We start from the raw sequence: 12,518 nt of genomic DNA, 5'->3' as shown, positions 1-12,518 counted from the left end.
ATTATGGGAATGATGGTTGATGTCCAAGTCCAATTTTGAACGTCCAGAACGAATTCAGTTTGATGATGCTGACTATGCATTTAGTACGCTTGCCATTCGGTCTGGGCAGCAGCGGAGTGATGAGGGAGAGCATAACGATGCGATCTATCCGACCTCCAGTTTTGTTTATTCCAGTGCCCGTGAAGCCGCGGCCCGTTTTGGCGGCGAAGAAGAGGGTAATATTTATTCTCGCTTCACCAATCCAACGGTGCAGGGGTTTGAACGACGTATGGCGGCCCTTGAGGGGGCTGAACGTGCGGTTGCCGCTGCCTCAGGCATGGCCGCTATTCTTAGCACCTGTTTATCATTGCTGAAGCAGGGCGATCATGTTGTCTGTTCTCGCAGCGTGTTTGGCTCTATCGTCTCGCTGTTTGATAAATATCTAAGCCGCACCGGTATCACGGTTAGCTACGTTGATCCAACAGATATCAATGCTTGGTCGGCTGCGGTCACGCCGGCAACGAAGATGTTTTTCTTAGAAACACCGTCCAATCCATTAGCCGAACTGGGTGATATTGAAGCCGTTGCGACATTGGCTCATGCTCATGATGCGCTGTTGGTGGTTGATAACTGTTTCTGTACACCCGCTTTGCAGCAACCGATTAAGCTGGGGGCTGATATTGTGGTTCACTCGGCCACTAAATACCTGGATGGTCAGGGTCGCTGTGTGGGTGGTGTGGTGGTTGGCCGCGATAAAGAGATGGAAGAGATCTTTGGCTTTATCCGTACCGGTGGTGCCTGCTTAAGCCCATTTAATGCATGGGTCTTTATGAAGGGCTTAGAAACACTAGAGCTGCGAATGATGGCTCACAGCGCCAATGCCTTGGCGATGGCCGAGTGGCTGAAACAGCAGCCGGGTATCGATAAGGTGTATTACTCTGGTTTGGAAGAGCACCCTCAGCATCTATTGGCGAAAAAACAGCAGCGTGCATTTGGTGGTGTTCTGGCCTTTGAAGTCAGTGGTGATCAAGCGGCAGCGTGGCGCTTTATTGATGCGACCCAGATGATCTCTATCACCGGTAACTTGGGTGATGTTAAGAGTACGATTACGCATCCGGGTACGACGACCCACGGGCGAATGAGTGCCGCAGCAAAAGCCAACGCCGGTATCAAGGACAATCTGATCCGCTTCTCAGTGGGCCTTGAATCCCTTGAAGACCTTAAGCGTGATCTGCAGCTAGGTCTGGCTGCTATCTAACGCGATGCTGGTTACGATGCCCGCCTGATGCAGATCGGAGCGGGCATTTTATTTATCTGCATGGGCGAAATTTCTTTAGAGCATATTGATGATAGGGTTAATTTGAAAATTATACTGGCACCGATGGAAGGCGTTGTGGATGCGCCCATGCGGGAGATACTGACCCGTATCGGTGGTATTGATCAGTGTGTCACGGAATTTATCCGAGTCTCTGAACGGGTGTTGCCGGCTAAGGTTTTCCGCCGTATCAGCCCGGAGCTTTTCAACGATAGCCGCACCAGCTCAGGTACGCCGGTGACGCTGCAGTTGTTGGGCAGTGATCCTCGTATTCTTGCCGGTAATGCCCGTAAGGCGGTGAGTATTGGTGCTCGGGGTATCGATCTTAACTTCGGTTGTCCGGCCAGAACCGTTAATAAAAGTCGCGGTGGTGCGATTCTATTGAACGAGCCGGAACTGGTGCACCAGATCGTCTGGTGGGTACGGCAGGCGGTGCCAGCACATATTCCGGTGACGGCGAAAATGCGTTTAGGCTTTAGCGATAAATCCCGTGCTTTAGATAATGCTGCCGCGATTGCGGATGCCGGTGCCTGCGGTTTAACCGTGCATGCGCGCACCAAAGAGGAGGGCTATCGGCCACCCGCCCACTGGGAATGGATCGCGCGGATTCGTGAGCAGGTGGCTATTCCCGTGACCGCCAATGGGGAAGTGTGGAACTGGCAGGATTATCAGCGCTGCCGTGAGGTGAGTGGCTGTGATGACGTTATGATAGGGCGTGGCTTAGTGGCGGCGCCGGATTTGGGTTTGCGGATTAAAGCTTGGCAACGAGGAGATGATCCCGATCACCTGAGCTGGCCGGAAATGTTACTGTTACTCCAGCAGTTTTTAGAGATGGTTGAGCAACAATTAGCGCCGAAGTATGTGCATGGCCGGATTAAACAGTGGCTGAAAATGATGTCGCGAGAATATCCCGAAGCGATGCCGCTGTTGCAGCAGATGCGCACCCTAAAGCAGGTGGCTGAGGTGCGTCAGTTTTTGCAGCAGGCGGTGGCGTCGTTGTAAGCCGGTTTGAAACAATTAACTAAATCGTAGTACTTGTCGTTGTGATCCCCAGTCACCCGGTTGTGCTTCAAAGTGCCCCGCGAGTGGCGTTTTACAAAACCGGCAGCGACCCTGTTCGTCTAGATTCCATTCTCCCAATTGATATTGTGAGCGTTCAATCAGTCGTTGCTGGCAATGACTACAGTAGGTCGAGCCGCTGTCGAGCGACGTCACATTACCGGTATAGACATGCTTGAGACCGCACTTCAGTGCGATACGTCGGGCGGCGGCTAAGGTTGCGTAGGGGGTCGCTGGAATGTCCTTCATCTTATAGTCAGGATGAAAGGCGGTAAAATGGAGCGGCACGAACGGCCCTAATTGATCGTGAATCCATTGGCACATCGCTTCTAATTCGGCAGGGTCATCGTTTTCGCCGGGAATAATCAGGTTGGTAATCTCTACCCAGCAAGAAGTTTCATGCACCAGATAGATCAGTGTATCCAATACGGGCTGCAAATGGCCCCCGCAGAGCTTGCGATAGAACGTCTCGTTAAAGCCTTTTAGATCAATATTGGTTGCATCCATATAGCGGAAAAACTCATCTCGGGCGGCGGGTAATATATAACCGGCAGAGACTGCGATCGAGTTGATATTACGTTCTCGGCAAGCTTGCGCCACATCGATGGCATATTCCATAAAGATGACCGGATCGTTGTAAGTATACGCGATGGAGCGACAGCCGGTATCAACACAGGCCTGCGCTAGTTGTTCGGGGCTCGCTTGACTTGCGAGGGTATCCATCTGTCGAGATTTACTCATATCCCAGTTCTGACAAAACTTACAGCTCAGATTACAGCCTGCCGTGCCAAAGGAGAGTACGGGTGTACCGGGCAGGAAGTGATTGAGTGGTTTTTTCTCGATGGGATCGATACAAAAGCCGCTGGAACGACCATAACTATAGAGCACAATCTTGCCGTTTTCGCAGCCTCTGACATAACAGAGTCCCCGCTGGCCCTCCTGTAGCTGACATTGGTGGGGGCAGACATCGCACTGGGTTCGTCCGTCGGCTGAATGCCAGTAGCGGGTTGCATGAGATGATGAGGGCTTATTCATAAGGCGTTTATATTGTCTGTGTTGGCAAGGTTTTTCGATAGGCGGTAAATATTTTTCCGCGCCGAATCCATGGTGCGTCCCTCGATCTTGTTGATCGGACTATACTGATAATACCGTTAATCGTTATAGGATGAGTGTAGATGAAAATTAAACAGGCTGCTGTGGCGGGTATGTTTTATCCGCAGCAGCCGGATGAGTTGACGCGGCTGGTGAGCCAATTGTTAGCCGATAATCCGCAATCTGGGGCGAAGCCGGTGGCGATTCAGGTGCCTCATGCGGGTTTAATCTATTCCGGTGGTATCGCCGCGAAAGCCTATAATCGCATTCGGCCATATCTGGCGGATTACCGGCGGGTGGTCTTGTTGGGGCCTGCGCACCGAGTTCCGTTACAAGGGATGGCGGTGATGAGTGCCGATCGGTGGCAGACGCCCTTAGGCGAGGTTGAGATTGATACCCTGCTTAGTCAAACACTGCAGCAAGAGGGTTTGGTGAGTGTTAATGATCTGGCCCATGCGCAGGAGCATTGCTTAGAGGTGCAACTACCTTTTCTGCAGCTAATGCAGAGCGACCTGCCGGTGTTACCGGTACTGGTTGGTGAAACACCCGTTGGCGCGGTTGAGTCACTGATCACAAGCGTCTTAGCTGAAACGCAAACCTTGTTGCTAGTGAGTAGCGACTTGAGTCATTTTCATAGCTATGAGCAGGCTAAACAGATAGATCAAGCGACGCTTACTAGCATTGATCAACTGAGTAGTGATATTCAACCTCAACAGGCCTGTGGTTGTTACGCCTTAAATGGTTTGTTGGCTTATGCGGTTAAGACTGGGCTTGAGGCCGAGTTATTGGGTTATTGTAATTCAGGTGATACCGCAGGGGATCATCAGCGGGTAGTGGGGTATTGTGCTTATGCCTTCTGTTGAACAGTATAGTCAGGCCGATCAGCGTTACCTGATACAGCTAGCGCGACAGGTTGTGTCTCAAGGTGTGCAGGGCTTGCCGCCAGCGTCGCCGAACATGGCATCGGTGTCTGCTGCCTTAAAGCAGCCTCGGGGTTGTTTTGTCACACTAACCCTTGATGGTCGGTTACGTGGCTGTATTGGTAACCTCGAAGCCGATGCTTCATTGGTTGAATCAGTTTCGCGTAATAGTTATTTGGCGGCATTTAAGGATCAGCGTTTTACGCCGGTAACAGCGGCTGAACTCAATCGGTTGAGCTATGAGATCTCAATCTTAACCCCTTTAACGCCTTTGCCGGTTAACAGTGAGGCTGAGTTGCTGGCAGCGCTTAGGCCTGGAGTTGATGGCTTAGTGTTGGCTGATGACGGCCACAAGGCAACCTTTTTGCCCTCGGTCTGGGAACAGTTGCCGCAGCCGGAACGCTTTGTGAGTTTATTACGTCAGAAGGCCGGTTTGCCTGTCGGTTATTGGAGTGATTCGTTGCGCTGTGAGATTTACCAAGCGATTAAAATAAGCGATGCCAACGTTGTTGATGATTGAGTCAAGAAGCCTTTGGCTTACGGGATCATCATATAAAGCCATGGCGGAAATTAAAACAGGGAGCTGATGGCTCCCTGTTATGATGCTTATTTTTTCGTGCTTTGGTTTTCCTGCTTTTCGTTAGAGGGTTCTAATACACCCGTGTTAACGTGAAGCAATGATCAAGCTCTTAGTTAATTTCGATAGAACGGGGTTTCATCTCTTCAGGGATTTCCTGAATCAAGTCGATGTGTAGTAAGCCGTTTTCCATCGAAGCATCTGTTACTCTGACATGGTCCGCTAGCTGGAATTTACGCTCAAAACCGCGGGCGGCGATGCCTTGGTGTAGATATTGGCGTTCGGTTTCATCCGCTTGTTTGTTGCCGGTAACGCTCAGTACGCCGTGTTCTGTTTTAATGGTAACTTCTGATTTATCAAATCCCGCGATTGCCATAGTGATGCGGTAAGCGTATTCGTTGATCAGTTCAATATTGTAGGGTGGGTAACCATTTTGGGCCTGTTCGTTGCGTGAAGCGTTATCAATCATGGATGCTAAACGATCGAAGCCAATGGCGGAGCGGTACAGTGGGGTAAGGTCAAATTGACGCATAATAATATCCTCATAAAGCAATATAGTGTGAGTTGCCTATCACAATGATCAGGCGATTAACGGAGCTCGATGAGCCTCCGTTAACTTACTAGATAAGGACAAAAAAAAGCCTTTCAAGAGAAAGGCTAGCGCTTTTTTAACACTGGTGTGCTGTTAATGTTTGAAATCATCCACATCGTTGGTGATTTCAACCTCGACCTGGTCGGCCGGAATTTTAAAGTCGTAAACCCTTTGCCAGCCTTCGGCTCCGGGTGCGCGCTCCCAAACAGTGCCGGCATTGTAGTCCACTAATTTGCTGAGTGACGGGTCAAGGTTGGTCATTTTCTCAACGTCAACAGGCAGCAGGTTAGTGACTTCATCTTCAAGAAACTCAGGGGTTTCATAGCCGGTAAACATGCGCCACCCTGTATCGTTGAGGTGAGCGGGTACGGTTTTATACATAAAGCGCACGGGCAATTTTTCATCAAACACCAGTTTTGAGACAAGGGCCAAAAAGCCGTTCTTGGTTTGGGCGGTTTCATCATCTTTGCTTAACGGCTTATCGATATCTTCGAGACTCATAACAATTCAGGCCTGATCGTATTAAAAAAGGGCATTTTACGCTGTTTTTGACGGGATGTTTAGGGCAAAGCGTTGATAGTTAGCGAGGTGTCTGCCAGCGGGAGTACCGCTGGTCGTGAGTCGTAATAACAAGAGGATGACGGCTTAGCTAAGCTTTTCAATCAGTGTTTTAAGGTTTGCTTTTAACTGTCCAGCTTCATTAGCCGGTAGTTTCGATAGTAGTTCGGCTTCTTCGGCAATGGCAAGATCACGCAGTTGTGCGGCGATGCCTGAGCCTTTTGCAGTGACTTTGAGGATATCTTTGCTCTGATATTCGACCAGGCCTTTTTCTGCCATCCAGTCAGCGGTTTGACGGAGGGCAATCTCAGGTTGCAGTACCATGCCGGTTAAGTCGCTGATGCTGATCGTTGGACAGCTATCCATACGGGCAAGAATACGCCACTCTTCAGGGTTAATATCGCACTCACTTTGCAATTTAGGATAGAGCGAAGCGCTCAGTTCCTGATACAGATTACGGACGAGGTACAGCAGGTAGTCGCCGACAAAGCCACCGTCAGTGTTGGCGTTGTCACAGCTGGAAGGTGACTTCATTGTTTCGGGGTGCTGTGCGGAGATCGCATAGTGGCCGCGGGCAAAGACGAGAGGTTCAATCACATCGTTATAACGGTAGTTAATAACTTCGCCAACGAGAATAAGGTGGTCGCCACCTTCATAAACTGCCCAGGTTTTACATTCAAATTGAGCCGCATAGTCATCGAGCAGTGGGGCTCCGCCTAAGCCTGCAGAGTAGGCAGCGTTGGCAAATTTATCTTCGCCACGGCTAGCAAAATTGTTAGAGGTTGCTACCTGATCACTGCCTAAAACATTGACTGCAAAGTGCTCCGCTTTTTCAAACGCAGACAGACTGTGAGCGCCTTTATCGATACTCCAAAGCACCAGCGTCGGCTCCATAGAGACAGAGTTGAAGCTACTGGCGGTTACACCCACTGGCTTGCCATCGGCGTCCACGGTGGTAATGACGGTTACACCCGTTGGAAATTGTGACAGGGCGCGGCGAAAATCTTTTGGGTCAAAATCTGGTTGAGACATGGGGTCACCTTAGGCAATAAGAGGAGCAATGTAGTTATTGTTGTCTCTATATCGGCTGAATACTCAGCATTAATATTAATGTGTTAACTAATTATGATGTTCGATAAAGCACAAGACATATATTTTCCAGTGCTTTGTTTGCACTTTTTATCGATTTTAATACGCATCTGCTCTCGTGCCTTTATATTCTACTTTTTTTAACTATTTGAAATATAGTCTAATTCTTACTTTCACGGTATTGGCTAGCAGTAATGCCTGCATTTCTGCGAAATAAACGGGCGAAATAGGCAGGGTCTTTAAAACCGAGCTGATAACTTATCTCAGTAATGGGCGCTGAGGAGTATGTCAGTAAGCGGCGGCTCCTGCATGAGGCGCTCCATGATCAGTCGTTTAGATGGAAGCCCAGCAAGCGTCGACAGATCTCATTCAAGCGCGCCTCTGTAACACTGATCATCTGTGAATATTGTGCCAAGGGTAGGTGATCATGGTAATGCGTCTAGCCGAATCCACTCATCAGGTGGCCAATGCGCGTGCGTGTATGGAAAAAACCTGAGGTGAGCATAAAGCCTTTGGTGAGCAGAAGCGCTATTCTACTGATGAAGAACATGTTTTTTGGCGTACCAATCAGGCTTACGCGATCAAAATGTGCTGTAAAGCGGTTAATCGGTTATATGACCGCAGCTCACGCTTATACTCAGAAAATCCGGTAATCCTTCGTGGTTGTCGGATTTTTTGTGTGTGATCACAGGGGATGCCAAGGGTCTATATGCAATAGAGGTTCAACTCTTGGATAGATAATGCAGGGGCGACCATTTATCGCAGGTGCGAACAATCCTAAAAAATTTTAAAAAGTGTTAGACTTAGCTAATTCAGCTCAGCCACGGTTGGCTATAACAGTTTCTTGACTATATAGGTATGCATGAAAGCACCAAAAACGCTCCTTCCTCTGATAGATGAAGGTTTGATTGACGAAGTGATAAGCCGTCTGATGAGTGGTAAAGAGGCGGATATCTATATTGTCAGTTGCTCGGGCCAGATTCGTTGCGCCAAAGTGTATAAAGATGCTGTTAAGCGTAGCTTTAAAAATGCCGCACAGTATCAGGAAGGCCGTAAGGTTCGTAGTGGTCGTCGTGCGCGCGCGATGGAAAAGAACTCAGCTTATGGACGCAAGCAGCAGGAAGAGATTTGGCAAAACGCTGAAGTGGATGCTTTAGCACGGTTACATCGAGCAGGCGTACGAGTGCCAGAGACCTTTGGTTGCATTGATGGCGTACTGCTGATGGAGCTGGTGGTGGATGATGAGGGCGATGTAGCGCCGCGCTTAGGTGAGGTGTTATTGACCGAAGAGCAGGCGCTGGAAGATTATGCGGTGATGATGCATTACGTTAAGTTAATGCTTTGCGAAGGCATCATCCATGGCGACTTGTCAGAGTTTAATGTCTTGGTTGACGAGTATGGCCCCGTGATTATCGATCTACCACAGGCGGTGGATGCGTCGGCGAACAACAGTGCGCGCTCGATGCTGTTACGGGATGTTAATAATATGACCCGTTACTACGCTCAGTTTGCACCTATCTTGAGCTTGTCCCGTTATGGCGAAGAGATGTGGGCGCTCTATGAAGAGGGCTTGTTGAAACCTGAAACCGAACTGACCGGTCTTTATGACGGCGATGCCGATGGCGCGGATGTGGATGCGGTGCTTGAAGAGATTAAAGCGGTTATGCTAGAAGAGCGTGAACGACAAGAGCGTTTGAAGGATGCCGAGGAAGGCTAGCCACTGAATCTTGAGCGTCCCGGTCGAGGCCGTGAGCGGGCATCACATTATACGGAAGAGCCCATCTAGCGTGGGCTTTTTTGTACTTGCCTGTTTATTCGGTTGGTGATAATTTGATCATCAATAAAATCAATAGGTTATTGATTTACACGTTTATATATAGGCCAGTCACGTTTATAGGCCACTCGTCACCGAAATAGTGTGCACGCACGCTTTTCTGGAAGGGAATAGTCAAACTATGGAAGGTTTCACAATGAAATCAGTTGGTTACAAGCATAAGCCCGGTGAGTTCTCGCCAGAATATCAAGCACGCACATAAATAAGCTGTTAGGTGCCAATTCAAACACGGAGTTAAGTTATGTCATTAGAATTTTTTGATTCGTCAGGTCAACCATATGCGTATTGTGATGATGGAGATACAATATTTACTTTTAGCGGTTCGCCTATAGCATTTGTAGACGGTGATTCTATTTATTCTTTTTCTGGTGCCCACCTTGGTTTTTTCGAAGATGGTAATATTTGGGATCATCATGGTAATGTCGTGTTGTTTACTGCTGGGTCTTCAGCAGGTCCAATGAAACCTTTACAAGCATTAAAACCTTTAAAAGGTTTAAAGTCTTTAAAGCCACTCAAAGGGCTAAAATCTTTAAAGCCGCTAAAATCATTAAAATCCATGAGTTGGTCAACAATGAGCCCGAAGCAATTGTTTGAGAGTTAGGCATATAACAAGCAAATCAGCAAGGACACGTAACAGTTGGCTACGTTTCGCTTCGCTACACATTTTAACCCACTATTTTAGTCCGTTTAATGCGGCGTTATATTTTCAATGCTCTTTTCATCACAAAAAGGATTATAAATGAAAAAAAGATATATAGATCCATTCACTCCTGACCTACCTATAGATTCACCTGAAAGGTTTTCAGGACGTAAGGCGCAAATAGATAGTGTTGTAGATTCACTCTTCCAGCTTTCTAATCAAAATCCCAGACATACGATTATTACAGGTGATAGAGGTATAGGGAAAAGTTCAGTATTGACTCAGGTTAAAAATATTGCTGAAGGTGATATGGATCTAATAAAGCGCTTAGAAATAGATGCTGGCGTTGATCAGTTTGATTTTATTTGTGCATGGCATGATTGCTCAACTGATCAAAACCCTTCGATACTAGCTTCAGGAATCTTAAAGCAATTAGAAAACAGATTTAAAAGTATTTTTAATGGCTTTAAACTCGAATTGAATATTGCAGGGATATTAAAGGTTGGGGAAAAAGATTCGTCTGTAGCTACGATCAGTGAGATATCAGAAAAGTTTTGCACAGATTTAACTACAATATCCAATCAAATCAAGGATAAAGGGAAATCAGGTGTAATACTGTTCTTTGATGAACTTGACCGAGTTAAACCTGACTCTGGGGTTGCAACTTTTTTTAAGCTGTCAGCTGAGAAATTATCTCGTAATAAAGTGAAGAATATTTCTTTCTTCGCTGCAGGAATTACTGGAGCGATTCAAAACCTTGAAAAAGAGCATGGTTCTATATATAGAACCTTTAAAGATGTGCCCTTGCCGAAACTTGAAGAACCGGAAGTAAAACAAATCCTTGAAACAGGATTTAGTGCGGTTAAGTGTACGCATGATCCAGTAGTAATCAAAAATGTATTTTCTTTATCAGCAGGCTATCCTGAGCCTATACATTTATTAGGTAGTCAGCTATTAAAGTCTGACTCCGATGATTATCTAGATGTAGAAGATTTTGAAAATGCTAAAGTTGAGGTTATTGAGACACTTAGAAGAAACAAACTTGCTTCATCATTGCAGGCTGCTGGCTCTGGAAAGTACCAGAGAATATTAAAGGCAATGGCAAGCTACAGCGGAGTTAATGTACCTTTAAGTCACATTACGAAAGAAACAGGTTACGAACAAAATCAATATAGTACTAATATGAGCAATCTTATAAATAGGGATATCATTTCGCAAGTGGATAGAGGGGTATATTGTTTTGTGGATCCTCTGTTAAAGGAATACATAGACCGGTTTGGCGTGATAACTACACAGGACGAGGAGTAACTCTAACAAGCTAATCAACAAGGACAAAATACAGTTGGTTTTTGCTCGTTCCTCGCTAATTTTAACCAGCTATTTTATTGCCTCTGAATGAGGCGTTAGGTACAGGAGGTGACAGTGATGAAATTTGCTACCGGGATAGATGACATTGCCACCATGAATGCGAGCTGTTCAGGGTGGACAATTGTTTCTATCGATCACGCTTTGTTGGCTGTCTTTGAAGAAAATGCCAACCAAATCCTTCAGGATGCAAAGCTTGCTAGTTTCCATGGGAAAGAATTCAAACGCAAAAAGCTTGATTCGTATGTTCAGTTTTTGAAGTTGGTTAGGTCTACGCTAGAGGCTGGTCCAGGGTTTGTGGCTTGTACATTGCTTGGTCAAGATTGGAAATCTGATTTCGAAGAGTTCTGTAATAGAGTAATAGGAGGCGCTTTCTCACATGCGGGCATTGAAGCAGCAGCTATCACGGAGGCATCAAAGAAAATAGCTGCTCCAATGTTTACATATCAGAAGCTGGCTGAGGGAAAGTGTCAAGGTGGCACCACTCTAATGCATATTGATCGCCATGTCTTTTACGATGAATTGAACTCTGCGGAGCTACAGATAGATGGAAAAAAAATATCCAACAATCTTCCCATTATCTCAGCACTTAGAGCGTACGGGCGCGAGATATTCCCAAATTCTCCCGAGGTGGAGCGAGAGAGTATCGTTGTCTGTCCAGATGAAGATTCATTTCTAATTCAGGCGGCCGACATCATCGGCAATTTTGCAACTGCCTTTGCTTTTCGCCAACTTGGCAAATGCACAAAATCTAATGAAGCTAAATGCTCAGCATTTGATCAGGCCTTTGGAGACATTCTGGATATCACAAGCTTTCCTGATGGAGTTCGATTAAATGGTGATGATTTAGAGCTGGATGCAGGTGCTGCGTCATTTACGTTTAGCATTGGTGAAGTCGGTGCCTAACAATCGCAGGCACGGCGACGGCTTTTCCGTTGCGGCTGCGCCTTCACTACAAAGCCGCGCGTGCTGCGGGCGTTATGTGCGCTTGAACTATAGCCAACATAGGGAAACGTGATGACTCATTATTTTGGTTCTTGTCTGTGTGGCAATGCAAAATTTGAAGTGCAAGGAAATTGCGATGGTTTTTACCTGTGTCATTGTAAGTATTGTCAAAAGGATACCGGGTCTGCTCATGCGGCCAACTTATTGTCGAAGTCTGCTACGTTGACTTGGTTGGCGGGTTCCGATTCTGTGACTACCTTCACGCTTGCAGGTACTCGCCACAAAAAAAGTTTTTGTAAGGTTTGCGGTTCAGCATTGCCAAGCACCCATGACACAGGTCTTTTAGTTATTCCCGCTGGGTGTTTGGACACGGAAGTATCAATCTCGCCAACAGCTCACATCTTTACATCTAGCAAAGCTGTTTGGGACGAGGGGTTAGGGGACGTGCCAGAATTTGAGGGGCTGCCAGAGTGAGCAGCTATCACATAATGAAGTTACCTGTGATGTAGTGGTTGCCCACGAGCTATCCCCGAACGTCTATCTCTAAACAGAG

The 12,518-nt window shown here is 47.0% G+C and carries 13 protein-coding genes and 1 pseudogene; 9 read left to right on the top strand and 5 right to left on the bottom strand.

Annotated elements, in window-relative coordinates; translation table 11 throughout:
- Window positions 1-19: 19 nt before the first annotated feature.
- Together KO512_RS03455 and KO512_RS03450 are read left to right on the top strand one after the other, a co-directional pair.
- Window positions 20-1,237 carry an O-succinylhomoserine sulfhydrylase gene (locus KO512_RS03455; protein ID WP_215950943.1) on the top strand — a complete coding sequence of 406 codons (1,218 nt, stop codon included), beginning with the start codon at window positions 20-22 and terminating at the stop codon, window positions 1,235-1,237.
- Window positions 1,238-1,339: 102 nt separating this feature from the next.
- On the top strand, window positions 1,340-2,296 hold the full coding sequence (locus tag KO512_RS03450) for a tRNA-dihydrouridine synthase (RefSeq protein ID WP_252734782.1): 957 nt from the start codon (window positions 1,340-1,342) through the stop codon (window positions 2,294-2,296).
- Between the two features lie 15 nt (window positions 2,297-2,311).
- On the opposite strand, the gene amrS is transcribed toward KO512_RS03450, so the two are convergent.
- Complete coding sequence (amrS, locus tag KO512_RS03445) at window positions 2,312-3,388, bottom strand: AmmeMemoRadiSam system radical SAM enzyme (RefSeq protein ID WP_215950942.1); 1,077 nt, start codon at window positions 3,386-3,388, stop codon at window positions 2,312-2,314.
- A gap of 140 nt (window positions 3,389-3,528) precedes the next feature.
- Here amrS and amrB point away from each other — a divergent pair, with 140 nt between their 5' ends.
- Window positions 3,529-4,308: an AmmeMemoRadiSam system protein B gene (gene amrB / locus KO512_RS03440; protein ID WP_215950941.1), complete on the top strand. Its 780-nt coding sequence runs from the start codon at window positions 3,529-3,531 to the stop codon at window positions 4,306-4,308.
- Entirely contained in the window at window positions 4,295-4,885 is a 591-nt protein-coding gene (gene amrA / locus KO512_RS03435; protein ID WP_215950940.1) for an AmmeMemoRadiSam system protein A, read from the top strand. The genes amrB and amrA overlap by 14 nt, the downstream gene beginning before the upstream one ends.
- A 169-nt stretch (window positions 4,886-5,054) precedes the next feature.
- Here amrA and KO512_RS03430 read toward each other — a convergent pair whose 3' ends face one another.
- The 4 genes and pseudogenes from KO512_RS03430 to KO512_RS20130 all read right to left on the bottom strand — a co-directional run.
- Window positions 5,055-5,474, bottom strand: coding sequence for an Hsp20 family protein (locus KO512_RS03430; protein ID WP_215950939.1), 420 nt, complete (start codon window positions 5,472-5,474; stop codon window positions 5,055-5,057).
- Between the two features lie 153 nt (window positions 5,475-5,627).
- A complete protein-coding gene (locus tag KO512_RS03425; protein WP_215950938.1) occupies window positions 5,628-6,035 on the bottom strand; it encodes an immunity protein Imm33 domain-containing protein in 408 nt (135 codons plus the stop codon).
- Between the two features lie 144 nt (window positions 6,036-6,179).
- Window positions 6,180-7,124 carry a flavin reductase gene (locus KO512_RS03420; RefSeq protein WP_215950937.1) on the bottom strand — a complete coding sequence of 315 codons (945 nt, stop codon included), beginning with the start codon at window positions 7,122-7,124 and terminating at the stop codon, window positions 6,180-6,182.
- A gap of 217 nt (window positions 7,125-7,341) precedes the next feature.
- Window positions 7,342-7,476: pseudogene (locus tag KO512_RS20130) on the bottom strand (helix-turn-helix domain-containing protein); the annotation flags it as partial.
- Between the two features lie 567 nt (window positions 7,477-8,043).
- Between KO512_RS20130 and KO512_RS03410 the strand changes: the two are divergent.
- The 5 genes from KO512_RS03410 (at window position 8,044) to KO512_RS03390 (ending at window position 12,439) form a co-directional block, all read left to right on the top strand.
- Window positions 8,044-8,898, top strand: a complete 855-nt coding sequence (locus KO512_RS03410; RefSeq protein ID WP_126156816.1) for a PA4780 family RIO1-like protein kinase — start codon at window positions 8,044-8,046, stop codon at window positions 8,896-8,898.
- 358 nt (window positions 8,899-9,256) lie between these two features.
- Window positions 9,257-9,616, top strand: a complete 360-nt coding sequence (locus KO512_RS03405) for a 4-fold beta flower protein (protein ID WP_215950936.1) — start codon at window positions 9,257-9,259, stop codon at window positions 9,614-9,616.
- 138 nt (window positions 9,617-9,754) lie between these two features.
- Window positions 9,755-10,963 (top strand): ATP-binding protein, encoded by a 1,209-nt coding sequence (locus tag KO512_RS03400; protein WP_215950935.1) that lies wholly within the window; start codon window positions 9,755-9,757, stop codon window positions 10,961-10,963.
- Window positions 10,964-11,080: 117 nt separating this feature from the next.
- Window positions 11,081-11,926: a hypothetical protein gene (locus tag KO512_RS03395; RefSeq protein WP_215950934.1), complete on the top strand. Its 846-nt coding sequence runs from the start codon at window positions 11,081-11,083 to the stop codon at window positions 11,924-11,926.
- Window positions 11,927-12,037: 111 nt separating this feature from the next.
- Window positions 12,038-12,439 carry a GFA family protein gene (locus tag KO512_RS03390; protein ID WP_215950933.1) on the top strand — a complete coding sequence of 134 codons (402 nt, stop codon included), beginning with the start codon at window positions 12,038-12,040 and terminating at the stop codon, window positions 12,437-12,439.
- The last annotated feature ends 79 nt before the right edge of the window (window positions 12,440-12,518 follow it).

The sequence above is a fragment of the Amphritea atlantica genome, from assembly GCF_018860855.1.
GTDB classification, from domain to species: domain Bacteria; phylum Pseudomonadota; class Gammaproteobacteria; order Pseudomonadales; family Balneatricaceae; genus Amphritea; species Amphritea atlantica_A.
Note: the sequence above shows the minus strand (reverse complement) of the source record. Positions and strands in the feature narration are given on the sequence as shown.